Source organism: Paraburkholderia domus, from assembly GCF_905220705.1.
Classification (GTDB): Bacteria; Pseudomonadota; Gammaproteobacteria; order Burkholderiales; family Burkholderiaceae; genus Paraburkholderia; species Paraburkholderia domus.
Genome location: NZ_CAJNAT010000002.1, coordinates 419185 through 438682, shown reverse-complemented (window position 1 = coordinate 438682; position 19498 = coordinate 419185). Strand labels below are relative to the sequence as shown.

Genomic DNA, 19498 nt, shown 5'->3' with positions numbered 1-19498 from the left:
GTTGCTCACTTTACTTTGCCTCCTCGATCACGCGCCATCCGAGTTGCCGGACCAGATGCCGGCGATAGGTCGCGCTAATATGCGCGTCGTCCTGCGCGCCCAGCTTCCAGCTCAAATCGTTCAATGCACTGCGTAGCTCTTCGCCGTGCAAACGCGGCCATGTCTCGACCACCGGCCGATCCGCGACACCGCCCACCGCCAGACGGATCGAGTCGCTCGTCAACACCGCCGCGCACGCGACCATCGCGAAATCGCCATGACGCGCGGAGAATTCGGTGAAGCCGTAGCGTTCGCCGGGCTTCTTCAGCGGGAAGCGCACCGCTTCGACCAATTCGTCCGGTTCGCGCGCGGTCATCAACATCCCCTGGAAAAATTCCTCGGCCTTCAAGACACGCCTCTTCTTTTTCGAGCGCAGCGTCACGTCGCCACCGAGCGCCGCCAGCACAAGAGGCAATTCCGCGCTCGGATCGGCGTGTGCAATCGAGCCGCAGACGGTGCCGCGATTGCGAATCTGAAAGTGCGAAATGTGCGGGAACGCCATCGCCAGCAGGGGCACTTCGTCGCGCAGTGACGCACGCCATTCGACGCTGCCCTGCGTGGCAGCCGCGCCCACAATCAGCCGGCCTGCTTCGTTATCGATGCGCACCGCGTTCAGTTCGTCCGTGCGCGAGATATCGACCAGCATGCGCGGCTGCGCGAGCCGCATGTTCAGCACCGCCATCAGCGACTGACCCCCGGCCAGCACGCGGGCGTCTTCGCCGTTTTGCGCGAGTGCGTCGAGCGCGTCCTGCGTGGTCATCGCGCGCAGATAATCAAACGGCGCGGGTTTCATGCCTGTCTCCTGAAACGTGCGAGCAGCCGCGATAGCCACCCGCCTCCGGTTTTCACCGGTTTGCCTGCGGCCTGGCGTCCAAGCGATTCGAACAGTTGCCGCAAGACGACCTTGGCCGCCCCTTCGAGCATCCGTCCGCCGACGGCCGCGACCTTGCCCGACACCTGGGCTTCGTAGTCATAGGAAAGACGCGTACCGCTTTCGATCGGCGTCAGCTCGACGAGTCCGCTGCCGCGCGCGCTGCCGAGCGACGACATGCCCGCGCCCGCCAAACGCAGCCGATGTGGCGCGTCGATTTCCGACAACCCGATCTTCGCTTCGAAGCGCGCCTTGATCATGCCCACGCCGACCGTCACGTCGGCGCGATACTGGTTCGTGCCTTCGGCTTCGAGCGCGTGGCAACCCGGTATCACTTTGGCGAGCGCCTGCGGATCGAGCAGCACGGCGAAAATGGCTTCCGGCGACGCCGGCAAATCGACGCTGCCTTGCGCGGTCAGCGCCTTGCCGCCGCCAGGCACCGCCGGTTTCGCCGGTGGCGTGTCCCGCAACTCGGGACGCGACGGGGCGGGGTCGTCGATACCGATGAGCGCCATGACCTTCGAAGGCGTCAGCGGCAAACGGATATCGTCGACGCCGAGTGCATCCGCCACCGCATTCGCGATGCACGGCGGCGTGCTCATGTTGTTGCCCTCGCCAAGTCCTTTCGCGCCCAACGGCGTGAACGGACTCGGCGTTTCCAGATGCACGATCACCGGATCGGGCACTTCGCAGGTGGTCGGCATCAGATAATCGGCGAGCGTGCCCGACTGGAAGCTGCCATCTGCGCCGTAGCGGAATTCCTCCATCAACGCTGCGCCGAGACCTTGCGCGAACGCGCCGCGAATCTGACCATCGGCGAGCGCGGGGTTCAGCAGCGTGCCGGCGTCGTGCGCGGTGACGTATCGGTCGATCCGCACGCGGCCCGTGGCGCGGTCCACTTCCACGCCGCACATGTCGAAGGCAAACCCGTAAGCCGCCGACGTGTTGATGCGATCGTTCTCGTCCGGCGCCGCCATGTTCGGCGGATTCCAGAACACGGTCTCACGCAGGCCGGGCTCCTCGCCTTCGGGCAAGAGCGCGGGCGCCCAATGCGGCGCATTGGCGGCGACGCGGCCGAACGGCTGCGCACGATCCTCTGCACCCGCCGCGTAAATGCGGCCGCCTTCGAAACGCACATCTTCCGGCGCGCAACCCAACTGCTTCGACACGATGCGCGCGACCTTGTCGCGTACGCGCACGGCCGCCAGATGCACCGTGCCCGCCACCGCGCCGGCAAAGCGGCTCGAGTAATTGCCCGCCGCCACCGACCACGCGTCCTTATGCGTATCGAACTCGACATTGACGACGACGTCTTGAGGCGAGACGCCGAGCACGTCCGCGACCACCTGCGCGCACACCGTCATATGCCCCTGGCCCGCGGGCGTCGACGCGATCGTCACCACCACGCCGCCCAGCAGATCGACGCTGACCGTGGCGCTCGCGATCGCGCCGCTCTTCGGGCCGGCCTTCCTGCGCGCGTCGGCGGGCATCACCGTCGTGATATAGCCCATGTTCGACACCGACGGCTCGACGATCGCCGCGAAGCCGATGCCGTACAGCCGCCCTTCCTTGCGCGCCGCCTCGCGGCGCGCACGCAGTTCGTCATAGCCGCCTTCGGCCAGCGCACGGCGCAGCGCCTCCTGATAGTTGCCCGAGTCGAGCAAGGCGCCCGCTGCGGCGCGATACGGGAAGGCGTCGGCGGCGACGAAATTACGGCGGTACACGTCGAGCACATCCAGCTTCAGCTCAAGCGCAATGCGTTGCATCAACCGTTCGAGCGCGAAGTAAACCTGCGGGCCGCCGAAGCCGCGCACGAGACCCGTGGGCGTCTTATTGGTCAGCACGACGCGATTGCGCACCAGCAGATTGTCGATGGCATACGCGCCGGTCAGGCAGCCATGCATCCGGTAGAACGTCGCCGGTTCCGGCGCGCGCAGATAGCCCCCGCAATCTTCAAGTTGATCGTATGAGAGCGCGGTAATACGGCCGTCGCTTTCGACAGCCGCCTCGAGCGTCGACAGGCGTGCCGTCGCGGAGGTCGCCGCGCTCAGATGTTCGAGCCGGTCCTCGACCCACTTCACCGGGGCGCCGGCCTTGCGGGAGGCGAGGCACATCAGCACGACATACGGAAACACCGCCTGCTTCACGCCGAAGCTGCCGCCCGAATCGCGCGGCGCCTTGTGACGCAGACGATTCGCCGGCACGTTCAGCGCCATCGCCATCACCGCGTGCAGCGAGAACGGGCCCATGAAATTCGACGTAACGTCATAGCCTTCGTCGCCCGCCAGATATTCGGCGATCACCACGCCGCATTCGATCGGCGCACAGGTATTGCGCGGATAATGCGCGACCAGCTTCACGCGATGTGGCGCGTTCTCGAACGCGGCTTCCGGATCGCCGTAGCGGAAGTGGCGGTCGCTGATCACATTGGTGCCGACCTTTTCATGCAGCACCGTTGATTCCTCGCTCGCCGCCTGTTCGATCGTCGTGACCGGATCGAGCGTGGAATAGTCGACCTTGAGAAGATCGAGCCCGTCTTCGGCGATGGCCCGCGATTCCGCTAGCACCACCGCGACCGGTTCGCCGACATAGCGCACGCGGTCCATCGCGAGCGCCCACTGCTCCATCGGCGATTTCACGCCCACCACGAAGGGCCGCGACCACGCACGCAGATCGTCGCGCGTCAGGATCGCGCGCACGCCTGGCAGTTTCGACGCGGCGTCGGTATTGATGGCAACGAGTTCTGCATGTGCATGCGGCGAGCGCAGAATCGCCGCATGCAGCGTGCCGGGTTTGGTGCCGATATCGTCGCCATAGCGGCCACGGCCCGTCAGGATCGCCGGGTCTTCGAGACGCTCCATCGGGCGGCCAAGATAGGTCCGCGGACGCTTTACGCTTTCGTCGTGGCCTGGTTCAACCTCTGCAGTCGCAGCATTGCCTGAGTTGATCACGTCGCGCTGGTTCATTCGTCGGCTCCTTCACGGCGGCCCGCGAACTCATCGGCGAGTCCGCTCCAGCGCTGGGCGATCTCGCGGTGCTCGATGCCGAACAGATCCAGAATCCGGCCGACGGTGTGATCGACCACGTCCTCGATGGTCTTCGGATGGGCGTAGAACGCGGGCACTGGCGGCATCACGATCGCGCCCATCTCGGTGGCGAGCGTCATGTTGCGCAAGTGCGCGAGATTGAGCGGTGTTTCCCGTGCGACCAGCACCAGTCGGCGACGCTCCTTGAGCATGACGTCAGCAGCGCGCGTGAGCAGATTGTCGGCGAAACCATTGGCCACGCCCGCGAGCGTTTTCATCGAGCACGGCGCAATGACCATGCCCGCGGTGATGAACGAACCGCTCGCCACTGCCGCGCCGATATCACGCACGTTGTAGACCACGTCGGCGAGGCTCTCCAGATCGCCGCGCGCCATGCCCAGTTCCTGAGCCGCTGTTACCGCGCCGGAGGCCGACACGATCAGATGCGTCTCATGGGTGCCAAGGCGGCGCAGCGCGGCAAGCAGGCGCACGCCGATCAATGCGCCGCTCGCGCCCGAAATGCCCACGACAATCCGCTCACGCTTGTTGTCAGGCATGAACGTCACCCAGATAGTTATCGAACGCGGCGTTGTCGCTGGCGACGAGCGCTTCCAGATCCACCGAGTCCTGCCCCGGAATGCGCACGCGCGTGAACACGTGCGACGCATAAACCACCGGCCGCGTGGCGTCGAGCCCCATCTTCGCGCTGATGCCCTGCAGGTGCGCCGGGGCGTCATCCGGCTGGCCCACGGTGGTCGACGGATCGAGCGGCGAGCCCTGCGCGCCTTCGATCACGACCAGATCACGATCGGCCTGGAAGCGCGTGGCGATGGCCCATTCGATTTCAGCGGGGTCGTGCACGTCCACATCGGTATCCACCACCACCACCTGTTTGATGTCGTAGTGGGCGCCGAACGCACACAGGATCACGTTTTTCGCTTCGCCTTCGCGCTTCTTCTCGAACTGGATCCACAGGTGATAACGGCATACGCCGCCGACCGACAGATGCACGTCCTTCACATTCGGATGGCTGCGCTGCAGATGCGCGAGCAACGTCGCCTCGCGCGGAATCGCGCCGAGCAGCAGATGTTCCATTTCGGCCGGCACAATCGTGTGATAAATCGGCTTCGCGCGATGCGTGAGCGCCGTGACCTCGATCACCTCACGCCCCTCTCGCGCGCTGTAATACTTCGGAAACTCGCCGAACGGGCCTTCCTGCTCGCGCACGTTCGGCAAGATGCGCCCTTCGATCACGATCTCCGCGAAGGCCGGCACCTTCACACCGTTGCTCACGCACTTCACGACCGGCAGCGGCTCGCCGTGCAGCGCGCCCGCGATCTCCAACTCATCGTGATCGATCGGCGTAATCGCCTGGGAGGCGAGCATCGTCAGTGGATCGACGCCAATCACCACGGCGACGTCGAGTGGCTCGCCCGCGGCTTCCGCGGTTCGCTGAAACGCGTACAGATGGCGCGGCAGCAGCAGGATCGCCATGCGATCCGGTCCATGCACCTGGATCCGGTTGATCGATACGTTCTGAATACCGGTGCGCGGATTGCGCGCGATCACGAGACCGGCGGTGATGTACGGGCCACTATCGTGTTCGCTATGTGTCGGAATGGGCAGCAGCTTGTGTAGATCGATCCCTTGCGTATGGACGACCTGCTGGCACAGCGCGGTATCCGCCGGGACCTCCTGCCACGCGAGCGGATGCTCGGCGGCTTCGCGAAAGCGTTGCAGCAACTGGTCCTCGCTCACGCCCATCGCTTCGGCGATCCACGCGCGCCTCGACATGAAACCGCTGACCACCGGAATCGCATGGCCGCCAGGCTGCACGAACACTGCGGCGCGCGAGCCGTCGAGCTTCTTCGCGATCGCTGCGAGTTCGTGCTTGAGCGCGACGGGCTTTTCGATGGTGGCCACCCGCCCGCTCGCCGACAGGTGCTCGAGCCAGCTTCGCAGCGAGCGGGCGGGACGCGCTCCGGCGCTCGGAGAAACCGTCGTATCGAGGGAAGCGGTACCGCGAGAACTCATTTACGTCTCCATGTGTCGTGTCGATGTCCGCCCGTTGCTTTGTGTAGCGAGCGCACAGTGGATTTGGATGGAGCGTAGCGAGAATGGCGTATAACTTCTAATAGTGTTTTTTGATTTTCGACATCACTTATTCTGATATCAGTGTTACCCCTGATGACGTTGAGCAGCGTCCTGAGTATTAATAGCAGCGACCGCCTTTATTCCTACTGTGACGGGCCTTTGGTGACAGATCGACAAGGCTGGTGCATACGAAAACAGTGCACTACCACCGCACGAGAATTGATAACGTCGATCGTCTACATCAAAAACAATGAAAATGCGGAAGCCTGATCGAACACCCCCATGGACCTGAAGCAGATTCAATATTTCATCGCGCTGTTCGAAGACGGCTCGGTCACCCGTGCGGCCAAGCGTCTGAATATCGTGCAACCGGCGCTCAGCATGCAGATCGCGAAGCTCGAGGAAGAGCTGCATCAGCAACTGTTCGAGCGCGGCTCGCATGGGATGACGCCGACCGCCGCCGGGCGGCTCATGTACCGGCTCTTCCTGCCGATCATGCGCGACCTTGCGCACGCGCGGCAGCAGCTGATCCAGCGCGACGAGATCATCACCGGGCGTGTGTCGATCGGCTTGATCGCGTCGATCAGCGAAAGCGTGCTGGCCGATTCACTGTCGCGCTATCACGAGAAATATCCGTACGTCGAAGTCACCGTCTCCGACGGCTACAGCGCGACCTTCATCGACTGGGTCGCCGGCGGCCAGCTCGATGCGGCACTCATTAACAAACCGCGCGGCAAGCTCTCGCTCGATGCGCAAGCGATCCTCGACGAAGAAATGGTGCTCGCCACCAGTGCGGCACACGGCCCAGACCTTCCGCACGCGATCGAGCTGGCCAAGCTGCCCGAACTCGAACTGGTGCTGCCGACCAAGCGGCACGGCTTGCGCGGCGTGCTCGATACCGCTGCGCAGCACGAGGACGTGCTCCTCGCGCCGCGCTTCGAAATCGATGTGCTCAGCACCATCGTGCAGCTGGTCGGCAATACACGCTTCGCGACCATCCTGCCGCGTATCGTGGTCGAGCGCGCAGTCCGGGCGGGCACGCTGCGCGCGTATCCGATTCTGGCGCCACGCATCGTGCGCCACATCGTCTGCATTACGCATCCGCGCCGGCCGCTAAGCGCCGCCGCGGACGCGCTGATCTCGATCATCGCCGACGAACTGCGCCAGGTGCTGAACGCCGCACCGTTGGATGCGACGAAGGACACCCCTACCCCGACCAGGAAAATTTGATGAACGCACAACACTGGATCGCCGGCAGCTGGACCGGCACGCCGACGCAGCCCGCGATCGATCCGGCCACCGGCGAGCCAATCGGACTGTATGCCGACGGAGGCGCGGCAGAGGCCGACGCGGCGATTGCCGCCGCGCGCGCTGTGTTCGATCGCACCACGTGGGCACAGGACGCGCGGCTGCGGCAGAACGTGCTGCTCGACTGGGCCACGGCGCTGGATGCAAAGCGGGAAGAACTGGCGACGCTGATGGCGCGCGAGAACGGCAAAGCGATCGCGCAGGCGCGCGGCGAAATCGCCGCGGCGATCTCGGAGGTCCGCTATTACGCCGGGCTTGCGCGCCATTTGCCCGGCCACGTGCTGGAGCCGGAACCGGGCACGATCTCCACGATGCTGCGCGAAGCTGCCGGCGTCGCCGCGATCATCGTGCCGTGGAACGCGCCCGCGGTGCTGCTGGTGCGCTCGCTCGCGCCGGCCCTCGCGGCCGGCTGCACGAGCGTCGTCAAGCCGGCGGCGCAGACGAGCCTGCTTAACGCGGCGATGATGCGCTGCCTGGACGGCACGGCGCTGCCGAAGGGCGCGGTCAACGTGGTGAACGAGACCGGGCATGCGGCTGCCGAGCGGCTCGTCGAATCGCATGATGTCGACGTAGTGAGCTTCACGGGGTCGACGGCCACCGGCAAGCGGATCATGGCCGCGGCCGCCGACAGCATGAAAAAGCTTTCGCTCGAACTGGGCGGCAAATCATGCTGCGTGGTGTTCAATGATGCCGATGTCGCCGCGATCGCGCCGCGTCTCGCGCGCGCGGCGACGATCATCTCCGGCCAGCAATGCACGGCCGCGCGCCGTGTGCTCGTGCATGCCTCGAAAGCGCAGCAGATGCGCGAGCAATTGGCCGCCGCGCTCGCCGCGCTGAAGGTCGGCCCGGGAAGCGACGCGGCGACCGATATCGGCGCACTGATCGACCATCGCACGCGCGATGCGGTCAATGCGACGATCGAGCGGGCGTGCGACAGCGCGGATCGTGTGCTGCTACGCGGTGCGAGCAGCGGCAACGCGTTCCTGGCGCCAACGCTGGTCGAGCATGGCGATCCGAAAGCGTTTTTCTGTCAGGAGGAGATCTTCGGGCCGTTCGTCACGCTGGAGACCTTCGAGGACGAGGCCGAGGCGCTCAGCAAGGCCAACGATACGGTGTTCGGTCTCTCCGCGAGCGTGTGGACCCACGACGTCGCGCGTGCCTACCGGATCGCCCGGGCACTGCGCAACGGCACCGTGTGGATCAACGACCACAACCGGTTATTCGCCGAAGCGGAAACGGGCGGGTATCGGCAGAGTGGCCTCGGCCGTCTGCACGGGTACGATGCACTCGCGGACTTCACCGAACTGAAACACATCTGCTTGAATGCGGGCGTGCCGGAGCAGATGGAAACGGTGGCAAAGGCGGTTAGAATGCGATGAGCCCACGGTTCGCGCACAAGCGATGCCTTTGGGTCCGACGCGAACCGAAAGCCCAAAATGGAACGACAGACCGACTCTCGTCCTCCGCGCCCGACAGATGCCGGCGCCCGACAGCCTGCACCGGCTCACCTTGGTGACATGCTTGATAGTCTCAGCGACGGATTCATGTCGATAGACAGATCGTGGCGCTTCACCTATCTCAACCATACAGCTGAGCGATACCTGCAGCAGGCGCGGCAAAACCTGCTCGGACGCGACATATGGCAGTGTTACCCGGACCTGGTCGACTCCGGCTACTATCGCGTCTATCAACACACGGCGGCCACTGGACTTCCCGGTCGGCACACCGACTATTACGCACCGCTCGACACATGGTTTGAGGCTCGATCATTTGCCCACGACGATGGCATTACGGTGCTCTTCCGCGATGTCACGCGCGAACACGAGCACGCGGCGCAGTTGGAATTTGAAGCGAGTCACGACTATCTGACTGGCTTGGCCAACCGGCGCAAGTGCATGGAAGCGCTATCGCACGCGGTCGCTGAAGCTGTTTCACCCGGCTTTACGCACGGTGCAACGCTCGCGGTGCTGTTTATTGACCTGGACCATTTCAAGGAAGTCAACGACGCGTTCGGTCATGCTGTGGGCGATGAGTTGCTGCGCGGCTTTGCGAAACGGCTACTCGCAATTCCTGAACCTGCTTTCTTCGCCGCACGCGTAGGGGGCGACGAGTTTGTTCTGTTGTTACGCGATACGGCCGAAAGCGCGGCAGAAGCGTTCGCGCATGCGGTGCTCAGCGAGCTCGCGGTGCCATTCGAAGTATGGGGAAGATCCATCTCCCTGTCGGCTAGCATTGGCATCGCGCTACTGAGAGAAGTACCGGACTCAGCCGAGGCGTTGCTGAGCCATGCCGACACGGCCATGTACGCAGCGAAGTCATCTGGCCGGTTTCAGGTGCGCGCGTACGACGGAGCACTCGACCGGGGCATGCGTGACCGCCTTGCTTTACGCATGGATCTTCGTGAGGCGTTTGCGGCGAACCAGTTCGAGCTTCATTTCCAGCCTGAGGTGGCACTTACGGACGGTTCCCCAATTGGTGCCGAGGCGCTTCTTCGCTGGCGTCATCCTGAGCGAGGCTTGCTGACACCGGACGCATTCCTGGACGTGCTGCTTGACTCTCCATATGAAGGAGTCCTCGTCGAATGGCTGCTCAATGCGGTTTGTCAGCATATCCGTGCATGGCGGCGATTAGGGGTATCCGTACCTCGGATCAGCCTCAATCTGTCGGCTCGGCAACTCCTCGGCGAGGGACTTGCAGATAGGATTCTCCATATCGCGAGGGCACACGACGTCTCCCCCGCAATGCTCGACATCGAGGTCACGGAGGACTCTCTGGTGAGCGATATCGAACAGGCAACGTCCGTTCTTGCCGCGCTGAAGCAAGCCGGCATATTCACATCGCTGGACGACTTCGGCTCTGGATACTCCAGTCTTAGCTATCTTGTCCGACTGCCCATCGACACACTGAAGATCGATAAATCGTTTGTTCGAGCGCTGGTCGATTCAGAGAAGGCGTCGGCGGTCATCCGAGGCATTGTCGGTCTCGCTCGTTCGCTCGGTATGAATACTATCGCGGAAGGCGTCGAGTGCCAAAGCCAGGCAGAAGAACTGAAGGACGCCGGATGCGATTTCATTCAGGGTTATCTGGTCAGCCGCCCGCTTGACTCGGAGGCCTTCGCGGAATTCATGCTGCGGCGGTGAGGGCACCAAACGAAAAAGATGGTCACGCGCTGTTTGCGCAGCGCGAGTCGGCAAAGTAAATTGGCCGCCGGCCTCGTCAACCTATTGAAAGCGGTCCTTTCCTTCAGTCAGGAAGTGAGTCCAGCCCGGGCCTAAATCCTGAACACCGCCACCGTCTCTTTCAACATTCGTGCCTGTTCCTCGAGCGACTGGGCCGCTGCTGCAGCCTCTTCGACCAACGCGGCGTTGTTCTGCGTGACCGAATCCATTTCCGCGACGGCGCGGGCGACCTGCTCGATACCCGTACTTTGCTCCGACGAAGCGGCCGATATCTCGTCCATAATGTCCGCCACGCGCCGCACCCCGGTGAGGATCGCCTGCATGCGGCCGCCTGCCTCGGTGACCAGCGTGCCGCCCGCCTGTACTTTTCCGCTCGACGTCCCGATCAGTTCCTTGATCTCTTTCGCGGCAGCCGACGAGCGCTGCGCCAGCATGCGCACCTCGGCCGCCACCACCGCGAAACCGCGCCCCTGCTCTCCGGCGCGCGCAGCTTCGACCGCTGCATTGAGCGCCAGAATATTGGTCTGAAACGCGATGGCATCGATAATCGCGATGATGTCGCCGATACGGCCGGAGCTCTGATCGATTTCTTTCATCGTCGTCACCACCTCGCCCACCACGGAGTTGCCCTGATCGGCCATGTTGGCCGCATTGGCGGCGAGAGTCTGCGCCTGACGTGCATTCTCGGCGTTATGCCTCACCGTGCCGGTCAGCTCTTCCATGCTGGCCGCGGTTTCCTGTAACGACGCCGCCTGCTGTTCCGTGCGCGCGGACAGATGGAGATTGCCTGAGGCGATCTGCTGGGCGGCCGTGGCGATGGCCTCGCTTGCGTGACGCACCGTTGCGACGGTGCTGACGAGGCCGTCGCGCATTTGCGAAAGACCGTGCAGCAGCATGCCCATTTCATCGTGCGAACGCGCTTCGATCCGCTGCGACAGATCGCCCGTCGCGATCCGGTTGAAATGTCCCAGCGCCTCGGCGAGCGGACGGCCGATCGCGCGGCGCAGCGACACGAAGGTGAAGACACCGGCGAGCAGCCCAAATACGACGGAGGCGATAGTTATTGCACGAAAGCGCTGGAAACTCGCTTCCGAGTCATCGTACTGTGCCTTTGCCTGATCGCGTTGAAACTGCTTGAGATCAGCGCTCACCGTGACATAGTCCGTATTGGCCAGCGCGATTTTCTTCAACGCGACTTTGACTGCCGCATCGTCCATGCCCTTGACCGAATCCGCAAAAGCATCCAGTTCGTTTTGCACCTGGCTGCGCCTGGCACTAACCGCGGCGGCCAGACGGTTTTCATCGGATGTGGCAGGCAACCCCAGATACTTCGTCCAGGCATCCATCCCCTGCCCTTTGAGCATGCGGTAAGTGGCAACGTCTTTCTCGACCGTCGGGGCGGCCGGATCGAAAGCGATCCGGTCGACGGTCGTGCGCTCGCGGCTGATCGCGAGTTCCGCATCGCCGATCAGCCGCGTGCTGGCGAGCCGGTTCGTGTAGGTCTCGCGGTTGGCGGCGTTGCTGCTCGCCATGCCCGCTACGCCGAGCGCGCCGATCGCCGTCAGCAGGCTGAAGGTAAAAGTGGCTACCTTAAATTAGATAAAATCGGCTATTTCATAAGGCCAGTCAAACGCCTAATCTTCACTCATCGAACCACATTGCGTGGGTCCAAACAGCCAGGGAGTGAATCATGGAACAACGCCTCGACTTCTACAAAGCCAACCCCGCCGCCATCAAGGCGATGCTCGGCGTCGAAGAACGCATCGGCAAATCGGCCCTCGAAAAATCGCTGACCGAACTGGTCCGCCTGCGCGCTTCGCAGATCAACGGCTGTGCTTTCTGCGTCGACATGCACACCACCGACGCCCGCAAAGGCGGCGAATCCGAGCGGCGTCTGGCCACCGTCGTGGTGTGGCGTGAAACGCCCTTCTTCACCGACCGTGAACGCGCTGCGCTCGAATGGACCGAAGCGCTTACGCTGGTGTCGCAAGAGCACGTACCCGACGCCGTATGGCAAGCGGTACGCCCGCACTTCAGCGACGAGGAACTGGTCGACCTGACGCTGCTGATCTCCGCCATCAACGCATGGAACCGCTTCGCGATCGCGTTTCGCAAGTTGCCGGCCTGATTGCGCCGTAGCCACACTCCAGCCAACGATTGCCGCATAACCCCCGAAGGAAAGAAGTCATGAAAATCATGCACGTCGACGCAAGTGCCAAACGCGAGCGATCCAACTCGCGCGCATTAAGCCGGTATTTTCTGGAGCGCCTGCGTGAGGAAGGTCTGGATATCGAAGTCGATTATCTCGACGTCACGGTCGATACGCCGCCACATGTGAACGAAGCATTCGCTATCGCGACCTACACGCCGTCGCACGAGCGCACACCTGCCATGAAGGCGACGTTGGCGTCATCGGATGCGCTGTGCAAGCGTCTGCTCGACGCCGACGCGTTGGTCTTTGCCATGCCCATGTACAACTGGTCGATGCCTTCCGCGTTCAAGGCTTTCATTGACAGCATCACGCGTACGGGCTTGACCTATTTGTTTGCAGAAGACGGGCGGATAGAAGGTCAGCTTGCGCGGCAGAAGGTACTTTTCATCACGAGCCGCGGCGCTGATTTGCGCGTCGGCACGCCCTACTCGTCGATGGATGCGCTGACGCCAGCGCTGAAGGCTGCTTTCGGATTTCTCGGCGTGGCGGACCCGGCATTCGTCGATGCGCAGCCGTTGCAGTTTTCAGACGAGGCAGCGAGGCTCGAAGCGCTTGAACGCGCGCGCACTGAGCTTATCGCAGTGGCGGCAAACTGGGCCGGTTCGGCGAAGTCACAGCCGGCTTCAGCTTCGGAACCGAACAACGATGTCATGGCACTCAGCCAGGAGTAATCACATGAAAATTCGTACGCTTGTCGCGACGGTAGCGGTGGCCGGTCTGTCCGTCGTGGGAATCCCCCAAACCGTGTTCGCCGCCGATACGGCCGCTGCACGGGAGACGATTACGCCTGCGTTCACTGAAGCGATCGCGAACGTTCCAGGTAAAACGATGACTGCGCTTGTCGTCGACTATGCACCCGGCGGCAAGTCACCATCGCATCGGCATGGACAGGCCTTTGTGGTCGGCTACGTGCTGTCGGGCGCGATCCGCAGCCGTGTCAACGATGGCGAAGAGCACGTCTTTCATGCCGGCGAATACTGGACCGAGAAGCCCGGTGCGCATCATACGGTCAGCGAAAACGCCAGCGATACGGAACCCGCGAAGCTGCTGGCCATTTTTGTAGCGGACACGAAAGATAAAAACCTGGTCACGTTCGACAAACAGTGAGCATTCTCCCGTGGCGCCCTCGCCGCTTCCCCCCATCCCTAAAACCTCGGATGACATTCGAAACTCACTGACGATGCATGCTCAGTCATCATCTGCACGCCGCTCACCGTTTCAGTCGTGACACTGCTCTGCATGCCGCGACGCTCGCAGTAGTCGCGCGCCTCGTTTATCGCATGTTCGTGCGCGCGGGCCCAGGCCATCCGCCCGCCCGTCGCGCTCGCCGCTACCGTGTAAACGCCCGGTTTGTCGGTCGCGACAACATCGGTCGTCGATGCGCATCCCACGAGACTGGCGCACGCGGTCACTGCCGCGATGAGCGCGCTCGCCCGGTTGGAGAGTAAGCGTCGACGCTGCAGCGCGACGGATTCACCCTCCCGATCCGGTATGTGACCTGAGACATTGTTGAACATGATCTGCCTACATTTTTCAACCGTTTTACCAATCCCAAAATTATGCGCGATCAGGCGCGTCAGATCAGCCTCTTTACCTGAAAACACTGTTGCGGGCGCGTGAACAATCACTGGTAGCCCACGTCTGGAGGGACTCCGCAAGTCCATGCTATGACAGGACGAACATCGCGCCCCCGCGGGCCTAAGCCCTGTTTTCACGGTTCTTCTGTGTCATGCAATTTCTGCACGCTTCTCATAAAAACAATGCACTGGCTTTATTCCGCCAGTTGACTGAAATTAGCACGGTCATTCCATTTTTCGGCGCACGGGATTCGGGTCGGAGAACCCTACCCGCGCTCGCCCAGCAGCAAGACTGTGCAATCAGGTCCGCAACAGGCGGATATAAAAAAGAGGAGACATGCATGCGTTTTATCAATCATGGCGTTTGCGGAGCCACGCTGATTCTGGCCGCCGGTGGTGCTGCGGCCGCCGATTCGAGTGTGACCTTGTACGGCGTCGTCGATGCGAACATCCAGTATCTGGACAATGGCGGTGTCCATTCGTACTCTGAAAAGAGCGGCGGCTCGACCGGTTCCCTGTTCGGCCTGAAGGGCACCGAAGATCTGGGCGGCGGGCTGAAGGCGCAGTTCAACGTCGAAACGGGCTTTAACGTGAACAACGGCGGGCTGTTTGCCGACACCTCGGCGCTCTTCTATCGTCAGGCATGGGTCGGGCTGAGCGACGCCAGATACGGTTCCTTGACCATGGGACGCCAGTACGAACCGAGTTTCCGGGTCGTCTATCCCGCCGATCCGTTTCGCGCGAACGAAGTGTTGTCGCCGTTTTCGGCAAACGTCCTCGCTGTCGATCGAAACACGCTGTCGACGCAGTACGACTCCGGCCGCGCCAGCAATTCGATTATGTATCAATCGCCGGATCTGAAAGGCCTGAAGCTCTATGGCATGTACGCGTTTTCCGCCACCGTGAGCCAGCCTGTGCCGGCCACGACGGGCAACATGCTGAACGTCGCGGCCACGTACTCGGGCTACGGTTTCTACGCAGGTCTTGCGTATGTGAACCAGCATCCCGGACAGGAAACCATTGCGGGCCTGCCCACGTCGTTGAGCCTGCTGGGCACCGAGCACTTCATCGGCGCGCTCGCCTACCGGATCGGTATCGTGAACCTCCAGTTCAACTATTCATACAACCGCGCGCAGGATCCGGCGCCAGGGTCGCTGGCGGCGCACCTGGGCACCGGCCATTCGCTGAGTATTGCGGAGTTGGGCGCAACGATCCAGGCAACCCCGGCCGACGCGATCACGATTGCCGGCGTTCAGCGCAACGTGCGCGGCGCGCATGACAATGCGCCGAGCTTCGAACTGGGCGTCGATCATTCGATATCCCAGCGCACGAGCCTGTACATGCGCGCGGGCTACATAAAGAACAACGGTACCGCCACCGTGAGCTGGCCGGGCGTGACCGTAACCGCGCCTGGAACCAAGCAGGTTCTTGCGACGGTGGGTATGACGCATCGGTTCTAAAGCGCATCTTTGCAGGGGGACGGAGCCAGAACCTCGGGGTAGCGCCAGGCGCGCCTCGCCTCCCCTTGCCAGCAACCCACCCGATGCGCCTTCAGCCGATTGAGGCGCATCGCGGCGCTCTTTGCGGCGTGCGCAGCCACGCCAAAGCACTTTCCCAAACGCTCGCCACACGCTGCTGCTCTCGTTCGCCGTGCTGCTCTATTTGACCGACAAGCCGGCCGACGCCACCTGGCTTGCCGATGACGAACGCAACTGGCTGGTCGCCCGCCAGGCGCAGGAGCGCGAGCATCGCGAGGCCGTGCACATCTTCAGCGTGAAGGAAGCGCTGTTCAATCCGCGCGTTCTTGCCGTCGCGCTCATCTACTTCGGTGCGAACGCAACCAACTATGGCCTGAGTTTCTTTCTGCCGCAGATCGTCAAGTCCTTCGGCCTGACCAATCTGCAGACCGGTTTGGTGACGTCGTTGCCTTACATCGTCGGCGTAATCAGCATGATTTTTTGGGGACGCCATTCCGACCGCAAGCTCGAACGCAAATGGCACGTGGCGATCGCGTTGCTGGTCGCGGCCGGCGGCATTGCCGCTGTCAACTCCCTCGGCAATCTGGCGGGATTTTTTGGGCCTTACGCGATGGGCTGGATCAAGGACAGCACCGGCGGCTTCGGCGCCGGCCTGCTTTGTCTGTCGGGTGCGGGACTCGTCGGGGTGGCGGCCGTGCTTCTACTGCATCACGATACGTCGCTCGAGGCGTCGTGCAGTATTCCGGATCCGGGCGCGGCAGGCAGAACGAAGGTGGCGAGGTCCTAACGGCCTCGCCTCAATGCACGCCGCGCGGACCTGGTCGCGCGGCGCCATGCGCGAAAGCCTTAGGGTGACGCACTCGCGCTCGCCGGGATACCCGGGAGTTGGCTTGCCGTGCCGCCGCCGGCGTCCGGCGGCAGCACGTCGTCCGGTGTGGGCGTCGGCGCCAGGGCCGGCTCGCCGCTGCCATGCGCTTCACCATCGACTGCCCCGCTCGCTGGCGCAGGTGCTGACGCCGGTGCTTGAAGAAGCGGCGGTTGCGACGATAGCGGCCGCGGCTCGACATCCGCGGCGGATACGGATGCGGATGCAGCGGCCGCCGGTGCAGTGACGGCAGCCGGCGCGCGGCGCGTCGTATTGCGCGTGACAACCGGCACCTCAGTCTTCGCAGGCGACGCCGCGAACAGATGCTGGAACCACTCGCGCAGCCTGCCCGAGCGCTCCGCGAACCAGCCCGGCTTCTGGTCGGTCGCGAACCTGACGTGGCTGTCGACCAGCTTCGACCTTTGCGCGCGCTGGAAAAAGTCGCCGACGATCGGCAACGCGCTGTGCGCCCCCTGGCCCCAATAGTCGCTGCGCAAGGTCACGCGGCTGTCGTTGAAGCCGACCCACGCCCCTGCCACGAGCTGCGGGGAGATCAGGATGAACCAGCCGTCGGCGTTCCCCTGCGTGGTGCCCGTCTTGCCCGCGACATCGCCGCGAATGCCGAAGCGGCTGCGAATGCTCGAACCCGTGCCCCGGCTTACCACGTCGCGCATCACATCGACGAGGGTGCGGGCGGCGTCGGCCGGCAGTTCCTGTTTGGGCGGCACCGGCGCGAACTCGGCCAGCACTTCGCCGTTGCGGTCTTCGATACGCGTGACCATCACCGGCTCCACGTAACCACCGAGGTTGGCGATCGTGCCGTAGGCCGACACCATTTCCTTCAGCGTCACCGGGCTCGTGCCGAGCGCGAGCGACGGCACCGGATCGAGTTCGCTGTCGCGCACGCCCATGGCGCGCGCCAGTCTCGCGACCTTGTTCGGACCGACCGTCTCCATTAGTTGGGCGGTAATCCGGTTGCGCGAATAGGCAAGGCCGTCGCGCAGGCTGATCGCGCGCGCGCTCGGCTCATCCTCGTCGCCCGGACGCCAGACTTCGCCACCGGCTAGCGGAATCTCGACGGGCTTGTCGATAAACGTGTCGCTGGGTTTGGCGCCGTCTTCGAAGGCTGCGGCGTAGACGAACGGCTTGAAAGTCGAACCCGGTTGGCGCCGTGCCTGCTGGACGTGGTCGAACGGGTCCTGGCTGAAGTCGCGGCTGCCGACCCATGCCTTGATCTGGCCGTTGCGCGGGTCCATCGCGAGGAAGTCCGCCTGCACCCGAGTCTTGGACTCGCACACCGTCTGCACCAGGTCGCGGTCGGACGAGACGCGCTTCATCGCGTCGTCGTCCGTGAGACCCGCGTCTTTCGCGGCGCGATAGTCAGAGGTTTCGCGCAGGAAAGTCTGCAGCAGATCGCGGCCGTTCGCACAATTCGCGCGCGTGCCCCACGCTGAGTTAGCGATGCCTTGCAACTGGTTGCCCTGCAAGGTCACCGCCTGGGTGGCCATGGTCTGCAAACGGGAATCGATGGTGGTGCGCACCACCAGTCCGTCGGAATAGATGTTGTAGTCGTTGCGATCGGCCCATGCCGCGAGCCACTTGCGCAGTTGCTGTGCGAAGTGCGGCGCGGGTCCGGGCGGCTCGGTCTGCCGCTCGAAATCGATGCGCAAGGGACGGCGCTCGAGCGTCGCGTAGGCCGCGGGTGTGAGCTTGCCGTACTTGACCATTTGCGCCAGCACCGTGTTGCGTCGCTGCAGGGCGCGTTCCGGATTGAGCACCGGGTTGTAGTAGCTATTGCCCTTGAGCATGCCGGTGAGCGTTGCGCTTTCCAGCACGTTCAGGTCGCCGGCGGATTTGTCGAAGTAGGTTCGCGCCGCCATCTCGATGCCGTAGGCGTTGTAGAGGAACGGCACCGTGTTGAGATAGGTCTCGAGGATCTCATCCTTGGTATAGAGCGCCTCGATCTTGAAGGCGGTAATCGCTTCCTTGATCTTGCGGGTCAGCGTGGGCGCACGGCCGATCTCGTCCGGATAGAGATTGCGGGCGAGCTGCTGGGTGATGGTCGAGCCCCCCTGCCGATCGCCGGAAAACGTGTGCATCGCGGCCGATGCCGTGCGGCGCCAATCCAGCCCGAAATGCTGGTAGAAGCGGTGGTCTTCCGTGGCGATCAGCGCATTCACCACATTCGGCGAGATGTCCTTGAGTTTCACCCACTCGCGGTTCGAGGGCTTGAATTCGGCCAGCAGTTTGCCGTCTGCCGAGAGAATCTGCGCCGGCTGCTCGATTTTCGCCTTGCGGATGTCACCGATGCTGGGCGTGAACGGGATCAGGGCCAGGACATACAGGACGAACAGCGCCGGGATCGCGGCGCAGGCCCATGCCACGCCGCGGCGTGTGGGATGGCGCAGGTGCCATAGGGCCCGGGCGATCGGTTGGTTCGCCAGGGTTAGCCATTTTTCAAGGGTCTGTAGGAGTTGGGGGATCAGGCGCTTCACTCGGGGTTACCGTTCTGCTTGACGAAGGCAGCATCGTATCAGGGGCCTGCTCGGCGCTTTGTTTGTCGGCGGTTTTTGATGGTGTTGGGATTTGCCTGGTTGGTTTGCCTGCGCGGCGCTTGTTGTCTGTACGCCTGCCGCGTTGGCCTTTCCTTGCTTTGTTGTTGGTTTATTAGCGTTGCCCCTGTGCGGGGCGGCACCTACTTCTCTTTGCTGCTGCAAAGAGAAGTAGGCAAGAGAAAGCAGCTCACACCGCCAGCTCATAAGCGGGTCCCCCGCACAGTCACGGTAGTGGTACATCTGGAATCTGTGTTCCCGCACATTCGGCGCCGGTGACAAGGCAGTCATACCTCC

14 protein-coding genes and 1 pseudogene are annotated in these 19498 nt (G+C 63.2%); 8 read left to right on the top strand and 7 right to left on the bottom strand.

What is annotated here, in order from left to right:
* Positions 1 to 10: 10 nt before the first annotated feature.
* Genes KHO31_RS07035 through KHO31_RS07020 form a run of 4 tightly spaced genes read right to left on the bottom strand, consistent with a single transcriptional unit; the run spans position 11 to position 5970 of the window.
* A complete protein-coding gene (locus KHO31_RS07035) occupies positions 11 to 832 on the bottom strand; it encodes an FAD binding domain-containing protein (protein WP_201079238.1) in 822 nt (273 codons plus the stop codon).
* Positions 829 to 3876: a xanthine dehydrogenase family protein molybdopterin-binding subunit gene (locus tag KHO31_RS07030; protein ID WP_211622945.1), complete on the bottom strand. Its 3048-nt coding sequence runs from the start codon at positions 3874 to 3876 to the stop codon at positions 829 to 831. Before KHO31_RS07030 ends, KHO31_RS07035 begins: the two co-directional genes overlap by 4 nt.
* Positions 3873 to 4493: a UbiX family flavin prenyltransferase gene (locus KHO31_RS07025; RefSeq protein ID WP_201079242.1), complete on the bottom strand. Its 621-nt coding sequence runs from the start codon at positions 4491 to 4493 to the stop codon at positions 3873 to 3875. Before KHO31_RS07025 ends, KHO31_RS07030 begins: the two co-directional genes overlap by 4 nt.
* On the bottom strand, positions 4486 to 5970 hold the full coding sequence (locus tag KHO31_RS07020) for a UbiD family decarboxylase (protein WP_201122785.1): 1485 nt from the start codon (positions 5968 to 5970) through the stop codon (positions 4486 to 4488). Before KHO31_RS07020 ends, KHO31_RS07025 begins: the two co-directional genes overlap by 8 nt.
* Positions 5971 to 6312: 342 nt before the next feature.
* On the opposite strand from KHO31_RS07020, the gene KHO31_RS07015 reads away from it, so the two are divergent.
* The 3 genes from KHO31_RS07015 to KHO31_RS07005 all read left to right on the top strand — a co-directional run bounded on the left by KHO31_RS07015 (position 6313) and on the right by KHO31_RS07005 (position 10478).
* Positions 6313 to 7260, top strand: a complete 948-nt coding sequence (locus KHO31_RS07015) for a LysR family transcriptional regulator (RefSeq protein WP_201079247.1) — start codon at positions 6313 to 6315, stop codon at positions 7258 to 7260.
* Positions 7260 to 8717, top strand: a complete 1458-nt coding sequence (locus KHO31_RS07010) for an aldehyde dehydrogenase family protein (RefSeq protein WP_201086046.1) — start codon at positions 7260 to 7262, stop codon at positions 8715 to 8717. The genes KHO31_RS07015 and KHO31_RS07010 overlap by 1 nt, the downstream gene beginning before the upstream one ends.
* Positions 8718 to 8855: 138 nt before the next feature.
* Positions 8856 to 10478, top strand: coding sequence for a putative bifunctional diguanylate cyclase/phosphodiesterase (locus KHO31_RS07005; RefSeq protein ID WP_201079251.1), 1623 nt, complete (start codon positions 8856 to 8858; stop codon positions 10476 to 10478).
* Between the two features lie 131 nt (positions 10479 to 10609).
* Here KHO31_RS07005 and KHO31_RS39815 read toward each other — a convergent pair whose 3' ends face one another.
* Entirely contained in the window at positions 10610 to 12085 is a 1476-nt protein-coding gene (locus tag KHO31_RS39815; RefSeq protein ID WP_201079410.1) for a methyl-accepting chemotaxis protein, read from the bottom strand.
* A 122-nt stretch (positions 12086 to 12207) separates the two neighbouring features.
* Between KHO31_RS39815 and KHO31_RS06995 the strand changes: the two genes are divergently transcribed.
* Genes KHO31_RS06995 through KHO31_RS06985 form a run of 3 tightly spaced genes read left to right on the top strand, consistent with a single transcriptional unit; the run spans position 12208 to position 13836 of the window.
* Positions 12208 to 12645 (top strand): carboxymuconolactone decarboxylase family protein, encoded by a 438-nt coding sequence (locus KHO31_RS06995; RefSeq protein WP_201079253.1) that lies wholly within the window; start codon positions 12208 to 12210, stop codon positions 12643 to 12645.
* A gap of 59 nt (positions 12646 to 12704) precedes the next feature.
* Positions 12705 to 13400 carry an FMN-dependent NADH-azoreductase gene (locus KHO31_RS06990; protein WP_201079255.1) on the top strand — a complete coding sequence of 232 codons (696 nt, stop codon included), beginning with the start codon at positions 12705 to 12707 and terminating at the stop codon, positions 13398 to 13400.
* A 4-nt stretch (positions 13401 to 13404) separates the two neighbouring features.
* On the top strand, positions 13405 to 13836 hold the full coding sequence (locus KHO31_RS06985; RefSeq protein ID WP_201079257.1) for a cupin domain-containing protein: 432 nt from the start codon (positions 13405 to 13407) through the stop codon (positions 13834 to 13836).
* A gap of 38 nt (positions 13837 to 13874) precedes the next feature.
* On the opposite strand, the gene KHO31_RS06980 is transcribed toward KHO31_RS06985, so the two are convergent.
* Positions 13875 to 14357 (bottom strand): hypothetical protein, encoded by a 483-nt coding sequence (locus KHO31_RS06980; protein ID WP_236071106.1) that lies wholly within the window; start codon positions 14355 to 14357, stop codon positions 13875 to 13877.
* A gap of 290 nt (positions 14358 to 14647) precedes the next feature.
* Between KHO31_RS06980 and KHO31_RS06975 the strand changes: the two genes are divergently transcribed.
* Together KHO31_RS06975 and KHO31_RS06970 are read left to right on the top strand one after the other, a co-directional pair.
* The gene (locus tag KHO31_RS06975; RefSeq protein WP_201079260.1) at positions 14648 to 15766 is read left to right on the top strand and encodes a porin; all 1119 of its coding nucleotides are present in this window, start codon (positions 14648 to 14650) and stop codon (positions 15764 to 15766) included.
* Positions 15767 to 15926: 160 nt separating this feature from the next.
* A pseudogene (locus tag KHO31_RS06970) lies at positions 15927 to 16571 on the top strand (MFS transporter); the annotation flags it as partial.
* Between the two features lie 59 nt (positions 16572 to 16630).
* Here KHO31_RS06970 and KHO31_RS06965 read toward each other — a convergent pair.
* Positions 16631 to 19144 (bottom strand): penicillin-binding protein 1A, encoded by a 2514-nt coding sequence (locus KHO31_RS06965; RefSeq protein ID WP_211622943.1) that lies wholly within the window; start codon positions 19142 to 19144, stop codon positions 16631 to 16633.
* Positions 19145 to 19498 lie beyond the last annotated feature (354 nt).

Excerpts from the sequence above, each read along its gene's own strand:
- KHO31_RS07035 (WP_201079238.1), bottom strand. The coding sequence starts at position 832 with ATGAAACCCGCGCCGTTTGATTATCTGCGCGCGATGACCACGCAGGAC.
- KHO31_RS07030 (WP_211622945.1), bottom strand. The coding sequence starts at position 3,876 with ATGAACCAGCGCGACGTGATCAACTCAGGCAATGCTGCGACTGCAGAG.
- KHO31_RS07025 (WP_201079242.1), bottom strand. The coding sequence starts at position 4,493 with ATGCCTGACAACAAGCGTGAGCGGATTGTCGTGGGCATTTCGGGCGCG.
- KHO31_RS07020 (WP_201122785.1), bottom strand. The coding sequence starts at position 5,970 with ATGAGTTCTCGCGGTACCGCTTCCCTCGATACGACGGTTTCTCCGAGC.
- KHO31_RS07015 (WP_201079247.1), top strand. The coding sequence starts at position 6,313 with ATGGACCTGAAGCAGATTCAATATTTCATCGCGCTGTTCGAAGACGGC.
- KHO31_RS07010 (WP_201086046.1), top strand. The coding sequence starts at position 7,260 with ATGAACGCACAACACTGGATCGCCGGCAGCTGGACCGGCACGCCGACG.
- KHO31_RS07005 (WP_201079251.1), top strand. The coding sequence starts at position 8,856 with ATGCTTGATAGTCTCAGCGACGGATTCATGTCGATAGACAGATCGTGG.
- KHO31_RS06995 (WP_201079253.1), top strand. The coding sequence starts at position 12,208 with ATGGAACAACGCCTCGACTTCTACAAAGCCAACCCCGCCGCCATCAAG.
- KHO31_RS06990 (WP_201079255.1), top strand. The coding sequence starts at position 12,705 with ATGAAAATCATGCACGTCGACGCAAGTGCCAAACGCGAGCGATCCAAC.
- KHO31_RS06985 (WP_201079257.1), top strand. The coding sequence starts at position 13,405 with ATGAAAATTCGTACGCTTGTCGCGACGGTAGCGGTGGCCGGTCTGTCC.
- KHO31_RS06975 (WP_201079260.1), top strand. The coding sequence starts at position 14,648 with ATGCGTTTTATCAATCATGGCGTTTGCGGAGCCACGCTGATTCTGGCC.